General features: G+C 39.6%; 10 protein-coding genes. 7 read left to right on the top strand and 3 right to left on the bottom strand.

The features are described 5' to 3' along the window. The first annotated feature begins 232 nt into the window (after positions 1-232). Entirely contained in the window at positions 233-3,139 is a 2,907-nt protein-coding gene (locus R9C00_28690; GenBank protein ID WPO35679.1) for a TonB-dependent receptor, read from the top strand. A 111-nt stretch (positions 3,140-3,250) separates the two neighbouring features. Here the strand turns inward: R9C00_28690 and secA are convergent, their stop codons facing one another. Then, complete coding sequence (gene secA / locus R9C00_28685) at positions 3,251-6,625, bottom strand: preprotein translocase subunit SecA (GenBank protein WPO38803.1); 3,375 nt, start codon at positions 6,623-6,625, stop codon at positions 3,251-3,253. 295 nt (positions 6,626-6,920) lie between these two features. Here secA and R9C00_28680 point away from each other — a divergent pair, with 295 nt between their 5' ends. The 3 genes from R9C00_28680 (at position 6,921) to R9C00_28670 (ending at position 10,137) form a co-directional block, all read left to right on the top strand. Next, positions 6,921-7,598 carry an L-threonylcarbamoyladenylate synthase gene (locus R9C00_28680; GenBank protein ID WPO35678.1) on the top strand — a complete coding sequence of 226 codons (678 nt, stop codon included), beginning with the start codon at positions 6,921-6,923 and terminating at the stop codon, positions 7,596-7,598. Positions 7,599-7,660: 62 nt separating this feature from the next. After that, positions 7,661-9,505: a histidine kinase gene (locus tag R9C00_28675; protein WPO35677.1), complete on the top strand. Its 1,845-nt coding sequence runs from the start codon at positions 7,661-7,663 to the stop codon at positions 9,503-9,505. Continuing rightward, entirely contained in the window at positions 9,502-10,137 is a 636-nt protein-coding gene (locus R9C00_28670) for a response regulator transcription factor (GenBank protein ID WPO35676.1), read from the top strand. Before R9C00_28675 ends, R9C00_28670 begins: the two co-directional genes overlap by 4 nt. Positions 10,138-10,828: 691 nt before the next feature. Here the strand turns inward: R9C00_28670 and R9C00_28665 are convergent. Next, complete coding sequence (locus tag R9C00_28665; protein ID WPO35675.1) at positions 10,829-11,602, bottom strand: biotin--[acetyl-CoA-carboxylase] ligase; 774 nt, start codon at positions 11,600-11,602, stop codon at positions 10,829-10,831. Positions 11,603-11,693: 91 nt separating this feature from the next. Here R9C00_28665 and rsfS point away from each other — a divergent pair, with 91 nt between their 5' ends. The 3 genes from rsfS (at position 11,694) to R9C00_28650 (ending at position 18,784) form a co-directional block, all read left to right on the top strand. After that, entirely contained in the window at positions 11,694-12,065 is a 372-nt protein-coding gene (rsfS, locus tag R9C00_28660) for a ribosome silencing factor (GenBank protein ID WPO35674.1), read from the top strand. A 201-nt stretch (positions 12,066-12,266) separates the two neighbouring features. Then, the gene (gene ftsH, locus R9C00_28655; protein WPO35673.1) at positions 12,267-14,300 is read left to right on the top strand and encodes an ATP-dependent zinc metalloprotease FtsH; all 2,034 of its coding nucleotides are present in this window, start codon (positions 12,267-12,269) and stop codon (positions 14,298-14,300) included. A 239-nt stretch (positions 14,301-14,539) separates the two neighbouring features. Further along, the gene (locus tag R9C00_28650; GenBank protein ID WPO35672.1) at positions 14,540-18,784 is read left to right on the top strand and encodes a CHAT domain-containing tetratricopeptide repeat protein; all 4,245 of its coding nucleotides are present in this window, start codon (positions 14,540-14,542) and stop codon (positions 18,782-18,784) included. Positions 18,785-18,807: 23 nt separating this feature from the next. On the opposite strand, the gene R9C00_28645 is transcribed toward R9C00_28650, so the two are convergent. Further along, positions 18,808-20,226, bottom strand: coding sequence for a hypothetical protein (locus tag R9C00_28645; protein ID WPO35671.1), 1,419 nt, complete (start codon positions 20,224-20,226; stop codon positions 18,808-18,810). Between the last annotated feature and the right edge of the window lie 495 nt (positions 20,227-20,721).

Raw genomic sequence — 20,721 nt, 5'->3', positions numbered from 1 at the left:
TTCATGATATTTTCAACAAGAAGCAAAATTTAAAACGTTTGCTGAAATTTTCAAGATTTCTCAATTAATAACTTCAACATTTCCTAGCACCTGTCTCCCCTCTTCTTTTTTTAATTCCAAGCGCATACCCTACCTTCTCTTTGATTGAGTTTATCTGGGTGTTGGTTGAATAAATTTGTCTGGCTGTACTTTTTAAAAGACTTTGGTAACTCAAACACAAATACTATCAGACATGTTCGGGAAACTTACAACAACATTGGTATTCGTCTTCTGCTTTTTTTATACAACTACGAATGCCCAATCTCCATCTATTTCTATAAAAGGCAAACTCTTGGATGCCGAAACCGGTGAGCCCCTCATTGGCGCTACGGTATTTCTTTTGCAGCCCAATGATTCTACTGGCATGGGCAAAATAAGCAACCCAGAAGGTATTTTCGAATTCCCAAAGGTCAGGCCTGGTAATTACAAACTCAGGGTCACCTTTGTGGGATATACCAAATTTGAAAAAAATATTGCAGAATCTAGCTCCAACATAGACCTAGGCACATTTGAAATAACCCCAAGTACCGAAACGCTAGATGAAGTTACTATTGAGCAAAAAGCCCCTATTGCCGTACAAAAAGGCGATACGACAGAGTTCAATGCCCAGTCCTTCAAGGTAAACCCCGATGCAGATGCGGAAGATCTAATAAAAAAAATGCCTGGAGTAGTAGTTGAAAATGGTACTGTACAAGCCCAAGGTGAAGACGTACAAGAAGTTCTTGTAGATGGGAAAAAGTTTTTCGGCAACGACCCTACCTTGGCTTTACGCTCCCTGCCTGCCGAGGTAATTGAGAAAATCCAAGTCTTTGACCGCATGACCGACCAATCCCAATTCACTGGGTTTGACGATGGAAACCGCTCTAAAACCATCAACATCATTACGAAGCCAGATAAAAGAAATGGCAAATTCGGGAAAATATACGGCGGGGTGGGAAGCGATGAACGCTACCATGCCGGTGGCAATGTAAATGTGTTTAACGGAGATAGACGGATTTCCCTTATTGGTCAATCGAATAATGTAAATGTTCAAAACTTCTCCCAAGAAGATTTACTTGGAGTGGTAAGCTCTGGATCTAGCAGGGGGGGAAGAGGAGGAGGTCGCCGTGGCGGTGGAGGCGGAGGAAGAAGTGGAGGATCTGGAGGAGATGCCAACGACTTCTTGGTGGGTTCGCAAAATGGTATTTCGCAAACTAGTGCTTTTGGCCTCAACTACACCGACCAGTGGACTGAAAAAATAGAGGTAAATGGAAGTTACTTTTTCAATATGAGTGGAAATGACCTTAACCAAATCACTAATCAGGAATTCATTATTCCAAATGAAGAGAACCAGTTTTACGAGGAAGTAAACAGAGCAGAAAGCGACAATATGAACCATAGAATCAATATGCGAATAGATTACAAAATTGATTCTGCCAACTCTATCCTTTTCACCCCATCGCTTAGCCTTCAAAGCAACCAATCTATTACGGACATAGATGCGCAGACTACGCAATTTGGGAACTTGCTGAACGAAACATCCAATTTTACCAACAATGACCTTGATGGATACAACTACAGCGGCAATTTACTTTACAGGCACAAGTTCAAGAAAGATAGAAGAACTATTTCATTCAACATAGGCTCAGGGGCAAATAACAATAGTGGGCTAAATAGCCTAATGGCTATCAATAACTACCCAATGGACATGCCTCCACTTATAGATACTTTAGACCAACAAACAAACATAGATGTAAACGGCTATAATGTTTCTTCGAGCATTCGCTACACAGAGCCTATTACTAAGTCGGGAATGCTTCAGTTGAGCTACGATGTAAGATACAATAACAGCGAATCGGACAGAAGAACATTTGCCTACTTAGCCGATGATGGGGAATATTCAGAACTTGACACGGCACTTTCCAATGTGTTCGAAAGCGAATATACTACCCACCAAGTGTCTACAGGCTATATGCACCGAGAAGGGAAATCGATGTTTATGGTAAGAGCGGGCTACCAAATGGCCACGCTGGAAAACAGCCAACAGTTCCCCGCCGAGGATCAGGTAAAAATAACGTACAACAACATTTTGCCAATGGCTATGTATATGTACCGTGTTTCGAGGCAGAAAAACTTGAGAATATTTTATCGTACAAACACGCAGCAGCCTTCGGTAACGCAACTCCAAAATGTAGTTGACAACTCCAATCCTTTACAAATATCAGTTGGTAACCCCCTACTTGATCAGCAATACCAGCATACTGTAGTTGGGCGTTACTCTTCTTCGAACATCGATAAGGCAAGTACTTTTTTTGTCATGCTTTCTAGCTCTATGACCGATAATTACATTGCCAACTCTACGCTCATTGCTAGTAGGGATACGGTGGTGCTTGACGGGGTAGAAATGAAAGCAGGCTCGCAACTTAGCCTGCCAACGAACTTAGATGGCTACTGGAACATCCGCTCTTTTATTACTTACGGATTTCCTGTGGGTGCGCTCAAAAGCAACTTGAACTTAAACTTTGGGGTAACTTATTCCAAAATCCCAAGCATGGTGAATTTTCAAAAGAACTTCTCTAACACTACCGATTTCAAAACAAGTATAGTATTGAGTAGCAATATCAGCGAAAATGTCGATTTTACTCTTTCTTCCATTTCTACTTATAATATCACCACCAACAGCACACAAGAAGCGTATAACCAGACCTATGTAAACCAAAATACGAAAGGGGAGTTTTACTGGAAGTTTCTACCAAAAACCGTATTCAGGACTGATGTCGCTCACCAATATTATGTGGGGCTTTCCGATGGGTTTAACCAGAACTATATCCTGTGGAATGCGAGCTTGGCTAAAAACGTATTGAAAGATGAACGAGGCGAACTAAAATTAACCGTGTTTGACTTGCTTAACCAAAACACCAGTATCCAACGAAACGTGAACGATGCTTACATTGAAGATGTGCAAACCAATGTGCTCCAACGCTACCTCATGCTCACTTTTACCTACAGAATTAGGCATTTTGGAACAGCATCTAACCGATCGCAACAAAGACCTGACTTTGAAAGAGGCGGTAGGCCTCCGTTTGATGGTGGTGGTCCTCCAAGAGGTGGTAGGTTTTAAGTAGCTGAACATAAGTTGTAAAAAAACTCAATCAAGAAAGAGATAACAAAACTGCCCAACAGAATTTAATTTCTGTTGGGCAGTTTGCATTTAGGAGAACTTCTTTAAGATTTACATCAAAATACATTTTTCGGTACGAACATCATTTTCAACTTTCTTGAATTTGACGTCTTTTTTGATCGTTCCGTCTTTATATTTAACCGTAACTATATCATTCCTATTTGGCATTTTCTGGCTCACTATCGGCTTGGTCACTTCTACCTCTTGCCTCGGAGCTCTTGGCGCACCACCTTGGGCACTTTGCCTCTCTCCACCCGAAAGCACAGAACCTGAATCCGCTTTCGACTCTCTCAACCTAGGCGCTTGTTTTTTCTGCCTTTGTGCTGCTTTTACATCATCTGCCTCGCTCTGAGGAACATTTGCCTTCGCCAAGAACGATACACTTTCTTGGTTGATGCCGCCAATAAACTCTTTGAAAAGTTCAAATGCTTCAAATTTATAAATCAACAAGGGATCCTTTTGCTCGAACCTTGCATTTTGCACCTGCTCTTTCAGTTCGTCCATTTCCCTCAAGTGCTCTTTCCAGTTTTGGTCAATAATAGCTAGCGAGATGTTTTGCTCCATTTTATTTACCAACTCTTGGCTCTTGGTCTCAACCGCATCTTTTAGCCCAACAACTATCGGAATTTGTTTTGTTCCATCAGAGAACGGCACTACTATTTCCTCTACCGTAGCGCCACGCTCTTCCTGAATTCGGCTCAACACTGGCAAGGTCTGCTCTCGAATTACTTCATTTTTCTTGAGATAATGCGAATATGCTTCATTGTAGAGCTTGTAAGCCACATCTTCAGGATTGCCTTTCTCAAGATCATTTTCGGTGATACCTTTTGGGTCGATACCAAATGAATGCAAGCAGTTGATTTTGAACCCTTCGAAATCTCCGATGGAATTCTCTACTATATTTTGAGCTACATCGTAAAAATTGCTCATAATATCGAACTGCAAGCGCTCGCCTTGAAGAGCATTTCTCCTACGTTTGTAGATCACTTCCCTCTGCGAGTTCATTACATCATCGTACTCCAATAGACGCTTCCTGATGGCAAAGTTATTTTCCTCTACTTTTCGCTGCGCTCTTTCTATGGACTTGGTAATCATAGAATGCTGGATAACCTCGCCTTCTTGCAAGCCCATTCTATCCATTACCTTGGCAATTCTGTCCGAACCGAACAAACGCATCAGGTTATCTTCCAAACTGACAAAGAACTGGGTAGATCCTGGATCACCTTGCCTACCCGAACGACCTCTCAACTGCCTATCTACCCTTCGCGATTCGTGCCTTTCGGTACCTACAATTGCCAAACCTCCCGCTTTTTTAGAGTCTGGGTGAAGCTTGATATCCGTACCTCTACCCGCCATGTTGGTAGCAATAGTCACTGTTCCTGGCAAACCAGCATTCTGGACTACATCTGCCTCACGAGCGTGCTGCTTCGCATTCAATACTTGGTGATCAATCTTTTTCATGCTGAGCATTCTACTCAATACTTCGGAGATCTCTACGGAAGTAGTACCAACCAGTACAGGCCTTCCTTTTCCAACCAATTCCTGAATTTCATCAGCCACGGCATTAAATTTCTCTCGCACAGTTTTGAAAACCATGTCCTCTCTATCATCCCTAACAATTGGTCTGTTGGTAGGAATTACTACCACGTCCAATTTGTATATTTCCCAAAACTCGCCTGCTTCCGTTTCCGCCGTACCCGTCATACCCGCAAGCTTGTGGTACATCCTGAAGTAGTTTTGGAGAGTTACCGTAGCATACGTCTGCGTTGCATCTTCAATCTTCACGTTTTCTTTTGCCTCAAGCGCTTGGTGCAAGCCATCCGAATACCTTCTTCCTTCCATTACCCTACCCGTCTGCTCATCTACGATCTTCACTTTTCCATCTACCAAAATATAATCGGTATCTTTCTCGAAAAGCGCATATGCTTTCAAAAGCTGGTTTACGGTATGAATACGCTGCGTTTTGGCTGTATAATCCAAAATGAGGGCATCTTTCTTTTTCAAACGCTCTTCTTCGGAAATCGACTCATCTTTTTCAATAGCCGAAAGTTCGATGGCAATATCTGGAAGTACGAAAAAGTTTTTGTCTTCACCTTCTCCAGTGATCAACTCCAGCCCTTTTTCGGTTAGGTCAATAGAGTTGTTTTTTTCGTCGATGGTGAAATAAAGTGGCTTGTCAGCCTCGGGCATCATCTTGGCATTTTCTTGCAAATAGAAGTTTTCCGACTTCTGCATTTTTTGCTTGATACCTATCTCACTCAAGAACTTTATCAAAGGCTTGTACTTAGGCAAACCTCTGTGCGCCCTCAAAAGCGCCAACCCTCCTTCTTCATCGTTGCCATCGCCTAATTTCTTTTTGGCTTCGTTCAAAAAGGCCTTTACTTCTTTTTGCTGATAGTCAATTAGCTTTTGAACCCTTGGTTTTAGGTCAAAAAACTCGTGTTCGTCACCTTTGGGGATAGGACCAGAAATGATCAATGGAGTACGAGCATCATCGATCAAAACGGAGTCAACCTCATCGACCATGGCATAATGAAGCTTGCGCTGAACTTGGTCATCCAAGTTTCTGGACATATTGTCCCTTAGGTAGTCAAAGCCGAACTCGTTGTTCGTACCATATATAATATCGCTAGCATAAGCAGCTTTTCTTCCGTCCGAATGCGGTTCATGCTTATCTATGCAATCAGTTCTGAGTCCATGAAATTCGAAAAGTGGCGCCATCCATTCGGAGTCCCTTTTTGCCAAGTAGTCGTTTACCGTAATTACGTGAACACCACGCCTAGCCAAAGCATTGAGGAAGGCAGGTAATGTCGCTACCAATGTTTTACCCTCACCAGTCGCCATCTCAGCAATTTTACCTTGATGAAGCACCATACCACCAATGAGCTGCACATCGTAATGAACCATGTTCCACGTAACCTTCTGACCAGCGGCATCCCATTCGTTCAGCCAAGTTGCTTTGCCATTTTCAATCACTACGTTATCCTTCTTGCTGGCAAGTTCCTCGTCAAACTGGTTGGCAGTTACAGTCATCTTACCATGCTCGGCAAATCGGCGCGCCGTTTCTTTCATGATGGCAAAAGCACGGGGAAGCACTATCATTAGCACTTCTTCTAGCTTTTTGTTCCTCTCTTCTTCTAGCTTATCTATTTGGCTAAAAACAGCATCTTTGGCATCGAGGTCTAGCTCAGGGCTATCTGCTATTTGCTGGTGAAGCGCATCAAGTTCTCCATCTATTTCTTTCAAATAAGAATCTATCTCTTCTCTTATTTTATCAGTTTCTGCTCGTAGCGCATCGTCTGAAACAGTTGTAAGCTTTCGGTGTTCATCGTTAATAGTCCCCACTAGTGGCTGGAGATCTTTCAAGTCTTTGTCCGACTTACTCCCTACTATCTTGCTTATTGCTTTTGTGATAAAGTTCATTATGCTCGTATTTATATTTTATGCAATTGTTCTAATGTAAAAAACTTTCTCTAGGCATGGATGCTTAAGCTTCAAACTAGCCTTGGTTTGCCCTACAAAAGTACGAGAGTCTGTTTAATTTTTGGTTCTCAAGTCAAAAAACACACAACCCATACTAACCTCGGAATATTTATTTGCGCTAAATTATGCCATAAACCCTCCAAAACTGGAAAATAGTATTATTTTTCCTACTAAAGCTGTGCTAAAAAAGAATAGCTGCCAAATTGACATCACATATATATAAGTATTTTTGTCCCAATTGAAACCAATTGGACATATTCACACACTAAGCACGAGGAGGAATGCTATTATGGCCGAGTTTATAAAACTTTATGAGGAAAACCCACAAGAGGTTAAAATAAGAAAGATCGCCCAGGTTTTGAAAAATGGAGGATTGATTATTTACCCGACCGATACGGTGTATGGTATTGGTTGCGATTTGTTCAACCAAAGAGCTATACAGCGGCTTTGCCACCTTAAAGGTGTAAAACCAGACAAACTGAATTTTTCCTTTTTGTGCTCCGACCTTAGCGACCTTAGCTTATATGCCAAGGCTATCCCCAACAATATTTTTAAGTTGATGAAAAAAGTGCTGCCTGGGCCCTACACGTTCATTTTACACTCCAATAGCCGTGTGCCCAAAATTGTGAATGCAAAAAAGAAACAGGTGGGAATTAGGGTACCCAACAACAATATCATCAAAATGCTGGTGCAAGAACTCGGTAACCCTATAATATCTAGCTCCATCAAAGACGATGATGAAGTGCTAGAATACCAAACCGACCCTGAATTGATCTTTGAAAAGTTTGAAAAATTAGTAGATGTGGTAATCGACGGAGGATTTGGGCACAACACTGCTTCAACCGTAGTCGATTGTACTTCAGACGAACCAGAAGTGGTGCGCTACGGCTTGGGCGAGATAGATAGCTACATTTAATAATAGAAGAAGAGATACAATGAAACACCAAATTTCTTGTAGCTTGAAATAGTATTAAGCCTATGAAGATTTTCTATAAAATATTTATGTCCTTTTTTAGCGTAAGCATTTTTACGCTATTAGTGACCTATTTTATTTTTTATACAGCATTCGAAGAAGCACTGCTAAACCGGTCTTATGATCAACTTTCTTCTATTAATGTGCTTAAAAAGGATCACCTTTTAGAGTTTTTCCAAGGCTACCAAAACCAGTTTGATTTTTTTTTAAACAAGCACAATGGGGAAAAGAGTTGGGATATTGATCAATTAGACGAAACTCTTAAGCATTCTAAAGAAAACCTGGCTTTTGAAGATTATGCTATTTTAGACTCTAGTTTAGCAATAGCCCATCATCTCCCACAAAGCCAATTATCTCAATTAATAGTTGATCAGCCAAACAGGTTCAAAAGCTTGTTGGACTCTGCTAAAAACGGCTATTATATCAGCGATTTACTAACACCTCGCAACTCACTAGCGTTGCTTGCCATTTGCCCACTCAAAAGCAATGAACAACATAACTACTTTGCCATTTTCCAGTTGCCAGAAGAAGGCGTTGAAAAAATCCTTTATCAACATACGGGAATGGGGGAATCAGGGGAATCATATATCGCTGGCGAAGATCTTATGATCCGGACCAAATCGCGTTTTTCTCCCAAAGATTCCTCACTAAATTTTTCTGTAAATAAAGAAGCTATTGAGCTTATAGAACCAGCAGGAAGGCAGCGGATAATATTAGACTATAGAGGGATCGAAGTACTGTCGGCAAATAGTAAAATTGAATTAGGAGGGCTAAAATGGACTATACTTACAGAAATTGATTTGGAAGAAGCTATGCAGCCGATCAACACGATCAGAGCCAACGTTTTTGGTACAAGCATGCTGGTTTTCATCTTGGTGATATTAGTCACCCTTTACCTTTCCAACCGTCTAACAGAACCAATTATAAATGTGCAAAATGTGGTGAAGAAATTCGCTATGGGAGAATTTAAGGCAAAGGTTCGCCACAACTCCCCCGAGCCTTCCGATGAGATCTCGGACATGATGGTTTCCATAAACTCACTCGGAGAAAAGCTTACCAAACTAGCACGAGTAGCCGATGAAATCGGCAATGGTAATTTCGATATAAAATTTACCCCACTAGGAGAAAATGACATTTTGGGTTTAGCTATTTTGCAAATGCGCAATAAGCTCAAATTTTCGAAAGAAATGGAGGCTACCGCCACCAGAAAACAACAGCTTGCCTTTGTGAACGGACAGGAAAATGAACGAAAAAGGGTAGCAAGAGAACTCCACGACGGTATAAGCCAGATGGTTTCAGCAGCAAGGTTCAACGTAAGCGCCATTCGCTCTGATGTAGAACTCCGAGATGGTGCCAAAGATATTTTGGACGATACGATTAAGGAGATAAAACGTATTTCCCATAACCTCATGCCAAGGCTCTTAGAGGATTTTGGGCTGAAAGCCGCGTTGAAACAGCTATGCCAAGAATCTAAGACTCAAGGCGACTTCCAAATCTATTTTGAATTTGATAGTCAGCTAAAAAAACTCCCACTATCAAGGGAAATTGCGCTATGTCTTTTTAGAATTGCACAAGAAGGGCTTAACAATATAGTAAAATACGCCGAAGCTTACACCGTATGGCTAATGCTCAAACTGAAAGAAGATAAAGTAGTTTTACTACTGAAAGATGACGGCATAGGCTTCTTGCCCGATGACGAGATAAAAGAAAACCCCCATCATAATGGACTCAAAAATATCATCACAAGGACATCTTTGGTGAATGGCAATTTCCATATTGATGCCGAGCAAGACGGCGGCACTGAAATAAAAGTAGAAATACCCTTACAGATTAAAGCAGACAAGGCATGAACGACATCAGAATAGTATTGGCAGACGACCATAAACTGCTTAGAAATGGAATAAAAATGGTATTGAATGCGCACGAGCACATCACCGTATGTGGCGAGGCAGTCGATGGACTTGATCTGCTCGATTTGGTTGAGAAGGAAAAGCCCGACCTAGCCATGGTAGATATAAGTATGCCAAAAATGAATGGTATAAATGCAATAGAACAATTGAACAAGCAGTATGATGATATGAAATTCATCGTGCTCTCAATGCACGAAGAACCTGAGTACATTATTAAAAGTATAAAAGCTGGGGCAAGTGCTTATTTGCTCAAAACTATAGATGCTGAAGAGCTTGTAAAAGCAGTGGAAACTGTAGCTCGAGGGGAAAAATACCTAACCCCTTTTGTCTCGGAAGTCTTGATAAAAAACCTTTCTGGAGATAAAAAACAAAACTTTGAAGCCCTCACCGCACGTGAGCAGGAAGTACTGGAACTTGTGGCAAAAGGGCTGAGCACAAAGCTTATTGCCGAAAATTTATTTATCAGCTCTAGGACAGTTGAAACCCATAGGGTAAATGTGATGAAAAAACTGAAGGCCCGAAATTCAGCCGAAATGGTTAAAAGAGCTCTTGAGCTGAAACTCATCAATTAGCGACCTAAACCGTCACTAGACCACTCTGTACTGAAAGTGCAGGGTTTTAAACCCTTTCTTGGGACCAATAAACAGGTTCATTCAGGCACAACTTTTAACACTGCATAAGCCACGCCCCCTTTCTCTAAGTATAAATACTTAGAAAGCAGTAAGTGATAACACGATATTAAAATCAATGGATATTGGTATTGGGAACACCCCGATTACGGCGTAATATTGTAACATAATATTTCACCTTATCCAAAGGACCTTAACCAATAATTAAATGGGAACTTCGGTTTCCTTTAGCCTATTATCCTTAGGCTTTATAACCAAATTTGCCAATAAGCAATGCTAAATAGTGACTGTTGATACCAAAAACAACACTTTTGACTTTCGGATTCATACACGATCGAAAAGATATAGACACTTTCACCTTATCCAAAACGTCTATAAAGAAAGTCAAAACGCATACGCATACTAATTTAGCTAAGCGTTTAAACAAGTATACGATCAAACGTTGTTGTTTGTCTTAAAAGACAAGTATTTTCACCTTATCATTAAGCACCCGCAATACTAAGTATTGCGGGTGCTTTTTTTAGAGCATGTCTAAATTTTACCTATTTCGCTACAACTGCACATTTAGAGAATCTCTCTTCAAAAGCCCCCAACTGAGCCGCTTCGATTGAAAACTTAAATTTCAAACAAGCTCTTATTTTACAAATACAACTTGTTTGAAATCAAAATACACCACTCCAGATTTCTTGGTTTCAATAGCCAGCTTACCCCACTTATCCACTCCCAATATTTGCCCCTCAAATGGTTCTGCTTGCCCAGTCCTCATATCTTCAAAAGACCGCCACTCTTGGTACCAATAGAGCTCTTGGAGGTAATCGTGTTTCATTTTATCTAGCGTACCCGCTTTCAATTGCAAATAGCGAGCTTCAATTTTTTCTAAAACCAATTCTATAGTTTCTCTCAGTTTGTACTTTTTACCCGTTACTTTACTCAGAGAAATAGCATTGGGTGTCTCAAACTCCGATTGGTTGATATTTATCCCAATCCCTACAATGGAATTGTCAATCTTATTTTTTTTCAAATAATTCTCGAAAAGGATACCTGCTATTTTTTTATCGCCAACATAAATATCGTTTGGCCATTTTATTTTTACCCCTCTTGACAAAAAAGAAAAAAGGAAATCGAAAATACCAAGCGAAACAGCCATATTAAGCTGGAACTGTGCCGCTGCCATCAAAAAACCTGGCTTCAGTATGACGGAAAATGTAAGGTTCTGGTCAGCCTCTGTTTCCCATGAATTGCCCCTTTGTCCCCTTCCTTTTGTTTGGAAAGGAGTCACCACGACCGTACCCTCTATTGTGTCATCATTGGAGAGTATTCTTGTCGCAATGTCATTGGTAGAATGACAAGTTGGCAGGTAAACACATTTTTTACCCGTGAAAAGAGTATTGGCAGATATTTTATACAACTATTTATTAGTTTTGTTTACTTAGGAAAAGTAAGTCAACTTGGCGCAGCTAATCACCTTTTCTTACTTTCGAAATGAAAACGCAAATTTAATGATCAAAGGAAAGCGAAAGCAAGAATCATCAAGGAATTTAAGTCATGCCATTATCAAAGGCATGGAAGAGAAAAAGGCAATCGATATTACTATATTAGACCTACGACCTTTTCAAAATGCCATTGCTGATTTTTTTATTATCTGCTCGGGAAACTCAGACACCCAAGTGGAAGCTATTATGGACGGGATAGAAGCAGAAGTTTACAAGACCTTTAATCAGTACCCGTGGAAAACAGAAGGTACTGGCAGCAGAGAATGGATTTTGGTCGACTATGTAGATGTAGTCGCCCATGTTTTCCTCAAAGAAAAACGGCAGCGATATGGACTAGAGGAGCTCTGGGGTGATGCAATAGTTGAAAGCATCGATTAATCTAACTTTAATCCAAGTTGTTTGTTGACTCTAATAGAGAAGTTCAAGGTTGAAAATAATTTAAACAATTCTGATTAAATTATTTTCAACCTAATATTAATATATGAAAGCTGAAAAGCTGAAAAACAAATAGGGGTTGTATGTTGAAAAAAATTCAATTGAAAACTACAACACCTCTAAACAATCTACTAAAAAGAAAAAATGGCTGATAACCCAAATAAAAAGAAGAATTTACTTCCTAAAAATTCTCCAAATAGAGGAAACTATCAAATTTGGCTGGTAGTTGCCCTGATTCTACTGATAGTTGGACTTACTTACTTTAACAACAGAAGTTCTGTCGTTGATATTAGCCTTACCGAATTCAACCACATGATGACTGATGGAGATGTGGAGGAAGTAGTATTGGTCAATAAGAAAGTTGTTGAGGTCACACTGACCAAGTCGGCACTGGACAAACCTAAATACAAGGCAAAACTCAATAACAGAAGCCCTTTTGCTCTTACACAAGGACCTCATTTCCAGCTTGTGATTGCATCTCCTGAGATTTTTATTGAAAAATTTGACGAAATGCAGGAAGAGTTGCCTGTAAGCCAACGTATTGACTATAGGGTGACTGATCGTCAAGACTTTAGTTCCTTATTCTTTAGCTGGGGGTTTTTCTTTGTGTTAATTTTTGGTTTCTTGTTCTTGATGAGAAGAATGACTGGTGGCGGTGCTGGAGGTCAAATATTCAACATAGGAAAATCTAAGGCGGCCTTATTCGATGCTGAAAATAAAGTTAAGATCACTTTTAACGATGTTGCCGGTCTTGATGAAGCAAAAGAGGAAATTGAAGAAATTGTTCAGTTCCTTAAAAACCCTTCTAAATACACCAACCTTGGAGGTAAAATACCTAAAGGAGCTTTGCTAGTAGGCCCTCCGGGTACTGGTAAAACCCTGTTGGCAAAAGCTGTAGCTGGAGAGTCTGGCGTTCCATTTTTCAGTCTTTCAGGTTCTGACTTTGTGGAAATGTTTGTTGGTGTAGGTGCTGCTAGGGTAAGAGATTTATTTAAGCAAGCTAAAGAAAAAGCCCCTTGTATCATATTTATAGATGAGATTGACGCTATAGGCCGCTCTAGAGGTAGAGGGCAAATGCCAGGCGCTAACGATGAGCGCGAAAACACATTGAACTCTCTCTTGGTAGAGATGGATGGTTTCCAAACAGACTCGGGAGTTATCATTCTTGCAGCTACCAACCGTCCAGATGTATTGGACAGTGCATTGCTCAGGCCAGGAAGATTTGACCGTCAGATCAGCATAGACAAGCCAGATATCAAGGGAAGAAAAACAATTTTCAAAGTTCACTTGAAGCCTATTAAGCTTTCGAAAGATGTAGATCCTAAAGAGCTTGCCGCTCAAACCCCAGGATTTGCAGGTGCTGAAATAGCCAATGTTTGTAACGAGGCTGCACTAATCGCTGCCCGAAAGGACAAGAGCTCGGTCGACATGAAAGATTTTGAAGACGCTATCGACCGTGTAATTGGTGGCTTAGAAAAGAAAAACAAAATCATTTCTCCTAGTGAGAAAAAAATAGTTGCCTACCACGAGGCTGGCCACGCTGTTGCAGGCTGGTTCTTAGAGCACGCTGATCCATTGGTAAAGGTAAGTATAGTACCAAGAGGTATTGCTGCACTTGGATATGCTCAGTATTTGCCTAAAGAGCAATTCTTATATACTACTGAGCAGATGTTCGACGAAATGTGCATGACGCTTGGCGGTAGAGCTGCCGAAGAAATCATCTTCAACAAGATCTCTACTGGCGCCTTAAGTGACTTGGAACGAGTAACCAAAATGGCTTACAGCATGGTTACTATTTATGGTATGAATGAGGAAATAGGCAACTTGTCTTTCTATGATTCTAAAAAATCTGAATATTCATTTGACAAGCCTTATTCAGAAGCTACTTCAGAAAAAATAGATATTGAAGTTAAAAAGCTTATAGATAAGGCTTACGCTCATACTAAGGACTTGCTTATTAGCAAGAAAGGCGAAGTAGAGATATTGGCCAAAGAGCTTCTGAAGAAAGAGATCATTTTCCAAAAAGACCTAGAAGAACTTATAGGAAAACGTCCTTTTGAACAAGAAACCACTTACCAACAGTTTACCAATAGTTCAAATGGAAAGGTAGAGGAAAGCACCGAAGAGGAGAAAAAAGACGAGTCTGCTGAAGACAAAGGAGAAGAGATAAAAGGTTAGTATTTAAAATATTTCAATTCTGGAAGGCTGCTAGCAACAAACTAGCAGCCTTTATTTATTTCTCCAAAAAGAAACTTATCTGAACAACCGATTAACTGACTAATTCTGTGAAAACTGCGTTACTGCTGTATTATATTGAAACCTTCCTAGCACATTAGACTTGTGCTCTACTCAGCTTTTGGCTGGGCTTGTGCGCAAAATAGGGGGCGATTTATTCATCAGGAACTGTAAAACAATCCATGCGCTTCATTTTATTAGCTAGTTTCTTACTTTTTAACGTCAGTTTGCACGCCCAAAACTGGGACAGGTCACTCGAAATCTGCGAACGGTATTATGAAGAAGGAGAATACAAAAAGGCCTTAGAGAATTGTGATAAGCTTATCGACCAGCTCAACAAGAGAAAAAAGGGCTTGGTAGTCGCTATGGTAAATATGCACAAGGCGAAATACCTAGAAGCCATTGGTGAATATGGCGAGTTTGAAGATATCCTCCTGAAAACACTTAAAAAGAAAAAATACAAGGGCGAACTGTCCACACTTTATGGAAAAGCCAACTTGGACGCAGCCTATCTTTATCTATTATATTCAGACATTAATACAGCTGAAAGTTACCTAGAAACTTCCCGCCATATATTCCAAGGCAGTTCTTCAAAGGGCAATGATAAAGACGGAAACAGCCAAGATCTTTACTTTAAATCACAATATTTATTTGTAGAAACAAACATCGCTTTCGCCAAAGGTGATTTTGATAAAGCACGTGAAAATATTCCAGAACTACTCAAGATAAAAAATCAGCGCCTTGTAAACCGAGAAACTTATTTCAACGAGGTAAGCAATAGGTTTGAACAAAGAAAACTGGATTGGTTCAAGATAAGAAGAAGAAAAAGAGAATACGCCGAAGTACTTACATTAAAAGCTGAAATTGAAAGAGGGGCGGGAAATTACAAAGAAGCTGAAAAATACTTACTAGAAGCTGAAAATTGGATTAAGGATAACTTGAACAAGAAAGATATTGCCTGGGCACAATGCCAACATGCTTATCACTTGCTCATGCGCGACAGAGGCGATGACCCAGCTGAAGTTCAAAAATTATTAGAGAAAAACCTATTCCTTGCAGAAAGAAGAGTTGGTCTGGTACACAAAACTTTTTTGGCTATTCAAGAAACGTTGATCGACTCTTACATAGATAACTATTCGGGGAAAAGTCGAGTGCAACAATGGGAACTTCGCACAAATACTACCAAATACTTTGGCAAGGAAAAAACACAACATGCTATTTCTGAGCGCCTCGATGCCAAGAAAAAATTCTACCAAAGAAACTACGAAGGAGCTTTGGAGGACCTTCACACCCTCTACAGAACCGAGGGAAAAGTTCCCTTAAACCACAAAGAGCGTATAAGTCTTTTGAAACAACTTTATGATATTTCACTTGCAAATGAAAATTATGAAGAAGGTCTTAACTACATGTTCGAGTTACTAAAGACAGAAGAACGGATTTATGGGAAATCATCTTTAAAATACCACTACTCCTTAATGCAACTCGCTGATTACTATATGAATTTCAGCAACAACTTTGAAAAGGTTGATACCATGATGCAAGAAAGCTTTGATGGGATGATTGCCAAGCGGATTTCAGAAGACCATGTAGACTACACTCGATTTTTGAACCAATATAAAGACCTCTATAAAATTACGGGCAATTACGATAGTGCATGGCATATAGCGAATGAAGTTCTAAAAATCAAGGAACGGAAGTTTGGAAAAAAAGGGCTTGGATATGCCGTTGGACTTGAGGGAATGATAGATATGGACTTGCGGCTTGGGCATTACCAAAGCGCAGACTCAAACATCACGAATATGTTGGACATCTATCAGGAACGGTTTAATAAAAAAGCCCACGCTTACGAATATTCCAAAGCACTGGAAACTTCTGCAAGATACTATGCACTTATGGGTCTTTTTACCGAAGCTGAGGCTGCACTCTCGAAGGCAAACCGGCTCTACAACCGATCTATAAATGCTAGGGCAAACTCTTCTGCTGTTGATGAGCTGGCTTATTTATACATTCAAACGGAACGTTTCAAACAAACCGAAAGCATGCTTCTGGAAGCCATCCTTTCTAGAAATAACCGATATGGTGAAGAAAGCCGATTTTTGATTACCCCATACAACCAATTGGCTAGGCTAAGATTCTTACAAGGTGATTATATTCAAGCTGACAAGCTGGTGAATAAAGCTTTGGCTATTGCAAAAAACACTTTTGGAGAGAATTCTTACCAAACAGTGGAAAGCATTACAATAAGAGCCGATATTGATGCCGCTATTGGCGATTTTGAAACTGCCAATGAGAACTACACCCAATCTATTCTTATCCTAAAAGACCTTTTTGGGGAAAACCATATTGAACTATCCAATGCCTATACCAAACTTGCCCTGAACAAATTTGCCCAAGGAGATAGCTTGGAAAATGTGGAACGGATAATGAAACAATCTACAGAGATCATTTCTCAAAACTTAGGCGAAGACAACCCTGTATATGCCCTTTCGCTGCAAAACTTATCAAAGATTTATACAGAAAATGGCAACCCAGCAGAAGCTTTAACCTTGTTACACAAGGCAAATGCTATCTGGGTAAACCGACTTGGTACCGAAATCAACAGCAACAGTGCTGAAATATCATTGCTAATGGGCGAGGCCGAATTAAAAAGGCGCAATAAAACTCAAGCTATTTCTTATTTCCAAAAAGGACAGAAAACCTATTCTAAGATTTTCAACAAAACTCATCCATCCTATGTAAAAGCTACCAGTAAATTGGGTAAAGCCTACTACGCTGATGGAGACTGGAAAAAATCACGGAAATATACCACGGAAGTATTCGGCAATTATCTCAACTACATTGACGAATTTTTCCCTGCACTAAGCGAAAGAGAAAAGGCGAGGTACTGGAATACTATTAGGGGTGATTTTGAATTTTATAACAATTTGGCTTTTACCAATGCCAAAAAGAAAAAAAAATTAATTGGCGAGGTCTATGACAATACACTTTCCACCAAAGCCCTACTTTTGAGTAATTCGATAAAAATAAGAAGGCAAATTCAGCAAAGTGGAGATGAAGCTGTTCAAGAGCTTTACGAAAAATGGGTAGAGCAAAAAGAACTGCTCACAAAAGTGTTGGCAATGAGCAGCGCTCGCCAAAAGGAGCTGGATATAGAACCTAAAAAACTTGAAAAAGAAATTGAAGATATTGAAAAGGAATTAAGTGAAAAATCCAGCGTGTTTGCTAGTGGACAAAGCGTATCAAGACAAAGCTGGAAAGAAATTAAAAAGTCTTTAGGGAAAAATGAGGCAGCTGTAGAAATAGTCCGATATCGCCATTTTGACACTGAGTTCAAGGACTCGGTTGTATATGCCGCCATGATCATTACACCCAAAAGTAGAAACCCTGAGCTGGTCGTCCTTCCTAATGGAAACCTACTGGAAAGTAATTACTTGAGGTATTACAGAGCCTGTATCATTTATAATATTCAAGATGAAAACTCTTTTGCCAATTACTGGGAACCAATTGATCAGAAATTGCCAGAAGGCACTAAAGTCTACCTTTCAACAGAAGGGGTTTATAACCAGATAAACCTTGAGGCCATGCGCCAAAAAAATGGAAATTTTGTGATCGACAATAGGGATATTGTATTGGTAAGTAATACCAAGGATATTATCAAACATAAGAAAACAGAGGAGAAAGAACTTAGCAAAAATGCCTTATTAATCGGAAACCCGATTTTCTATAAAGATTTAGCCGAAGAAGATTACAACATATATAACGATAGGAAAATACCACAGCTACCAGGTACTCAGAAAGAAGTTGTAGCACTAGAAAAATTATTAAATAGCAATGCTCAAGTATCTCCTTCTTTATACCTAAACCTTGAAGCAACCGAAGAACTGGTAAAAGCGACCGAAAGCCCAAGGATCTTTCACATAGCTACCCACGGTTTTTTCTTACCTGATGAAACTAAGAGCGTTGAAAAAGAGGCTATTTTATCTCAAAATAAAATAGTAAGCAATCCTTTGCTTCGCTCAGGGCTATTGCTTAAAAATGCTGGAGACCTTATGGACGATGGCAATGTTTATTCTTTCAACAGAGAAGGCGGTGTACTAACAGCCTATGAGGCAATGAACCTTGATTTGGACGGGACAGAACTAGTTGTTCTAAGTGCCTGCGAAACTGGTAGGGGCGATGTAAAAGTAGGTGAGGGTGTTTATGGACTTCAAAGAGCTTTTTTGGTGGCAGGCTCTGATGCTATCATTATGAGTCTATTCAAAGTTTCTGATGAAGCTACCGAAAGCCTTATGTTGCTGTTTTATGAAAACTGGTTAAATAAGCAGATGGATAAAAGGAAAGCATTTATTGAAGCTAAGAAAAGCCTAAGGGACAAATATCAAGACCCTATTTTCTGGGCCGCATTTATTATGATTGGTTCATCATAATTTGGCTAATAGGGTGTAAAGTCCTATTGACCAAATTCTTCACATGGATTAATGCCACCTTCTCCATCCGTTTTTATAATTACATTATCCCTTCCCAAGTTGCCCATAACCATATAACCACCATCTCTTACCTCAGCAAGGGAAAAAGCTATTCCACTTGTATTTTCATTACCGAAGGGCTTCACCCACTCAACACTACCTTCAACACTTAGCTTAACTATTACTGCATTACCTATTTCCTTAGAAGTACTTCTCCCTGCCACAACATACCCTTCATCCGTCGAAACAATCACATCGAACAGTTCTTCATCACCATTTGTAGAAACCGTTATTTCTTTCTTTAACTCTCCTGCTAGCCCAAGTTCATATAACTTTATCGCAGATGATCCTTTTGTGCCCACCGAAGTACCCAATACATATCCTCCAAGAGTCAATTTTTTCAACACAGGACGAGTAGTTCCATCAAACTTTTGCTCTGAAACCAAATCAAGGTTTTCATCTAATACCTTTAATATTATTTGAGATGGGTTATTTTCGAAATCTGATCCGACAATTATGAGTTGATTATTTTCATCCAAAAGCATTACATCAACTTTTCCAGCACCCAAGCTCTTATTCCATAAAACATTCCCCCTTCTATCAACGCCATTCAAATTCATATTAGAACTTTCCTCTCCTCCCGTCGTGCTCAGTATCAAGTTGCCATCCGAATAGCTTACCAAAGATCTTCCTTCGCCTTCAGCAATGAACTTCTCCCAAATCAAATTACCTCCCGCATCTATTTTCATTAACACGGGTCTATAGTCAGCGTCATTTATACCGTGCTTAAATCCTGAAACGAGAAATCCCCCATCTGTAGCCTGAATTATTTCATATGCCGAACCAAGCCCATAATCTTTTTCCCAAGTTATAAGGCCCACTATATCAACATTCATCACCCTCAAAGTCCTCACCGAATTATAATTGGAGCCTGTGAGCATAAAAGTACCATTCTTGGTAGGAAGCACCTGCATTTTTTCATTTTCCTCGCCGCCAAAATAATTAAAGTCCCTTACAAAGGTTTTATTTTCATTGGCAAAAACAGTGACAGTAGCAAAGGCATTAATAGTAGGGTTAGCCTTCAATACCACTCTAATTTCCACTTTCTTAGACGTTCCCAAGATACTAACTGGAGCTACATAAAACCCATCATCACTCAAATAACCTTCATCACCTTCTCCTTCCGTCTTAAGGGTATAGTCAAAGTCTGCTCTTCTTAGGTTAGGGATATTAGTATCAAACCTAAATATAACCCACTCCCCAGTGCACAAAGTAGTTGTACCAGGGCTTAAATGAACATAATACCTTTCAGACTCTGGAAGTAATAAGTTTTCCCTGCAACCCAATAATAAAACCAATACTAATAAAAGGGATAGTTTTCGGAGGAATGGACTTCTCTTCATTTCGAATTGCTCTGTAAATAATATACCTAGTTTGCTTATAGACAACCTATTCCTTATCAAAAAGTTAAAGTGTTGTACTTCTTTTAGAAAAATCATGTGTTGACATATCAGATTGAGGTCAATAACATTTGTAGCTACGCAGACCGTAAACCTAGAGGTCCTCGACTATATTCTATTAATATACGAAAAAAGTAAGGAATATATAAAGCAAAAAAATCCCTCTTCTTGAGAGAAGAGGGGGAGAGATGATAAAATTGATAATTTAATGGTGGTTGGTTTAATTGTTAAATCTGAGAGCTGTCGTAAATCCCTTGTTTGTGCTTAGCTTGTCGATACAAATATATCTTGGTTTTGCTATAATAAGACAAATTATTTTAACCTATTAACAACCAAAACAGTATATAACACAATAAAAACTATTTTATAATACATTTAACTATCAAATATATCTGTTTTTTTAAAATAATATTCTTTTATTACCAACGTACGCAACTA

The organism is Flammeovirgaceae bacterium SG7u.111 (assembly GCA_034044135.1).
Taxonomy (GTDB): domain Bacteria; phylum Bacteroidota; class Bacteroidia; order Cytophagales; family Flammeovirgaceae.
Note: the sequence above shows the minus strand (reverse complement) of the source record. Positions and strands in the feature narration are given on the sequence as shown.

Excerpts from the sequence above, each read along its gene's own strand:
- R9C00_28670 (WPO35676.1), top strand. The coding sequence starts at position 9,502 with ATGAACGACATCAGAATAGTATTGGCAGACGACCATAAACTGCTTAGA.
- R9C00_28690 (WPO35679.1), top strand. The coding sequence starts at position 233 with ATGTTCGGGAAACTTACAACAACATTGGTATTCGTCTTCTGCTTTTTT.
- R9C00_28650 (WPO35672.1), top strand. The coding sequence starts at position 14,540 with ATGCGCTTCATTTTATTAGCTAGTTTCTTACTTTTTAACGTCAGTTTG.
- R9C00_28645 (WPO35671.1), bottom strand. The coding sequence starts at position 20,226 with ATGAAGAGAAGTCCATTCCTCCGAAAACTATCCCTTTTATTAGTATTG.
- rsfS (WPO35674.1), top strand. The coding sequence starts at position 11,694 with ATGATCAAAGGAAAGCGAAAGCAAGAATCATCAAGGAATTTAAGTCAT.
- R9C00_28675 (WPO35677.1), top strand. The coding sequence starts at position 7,661 with ATGAAGATTTTCTATAAAATATTTATGTCCTTTTTTAGCGTAAGCATT.
- ftsH (WPO35673.1), top strand. The coding sequence starts at position 12,267 with ATGGCTGATAACCCAAATAAAAAGAAGAATTTACTTCCTAAAAATTCT.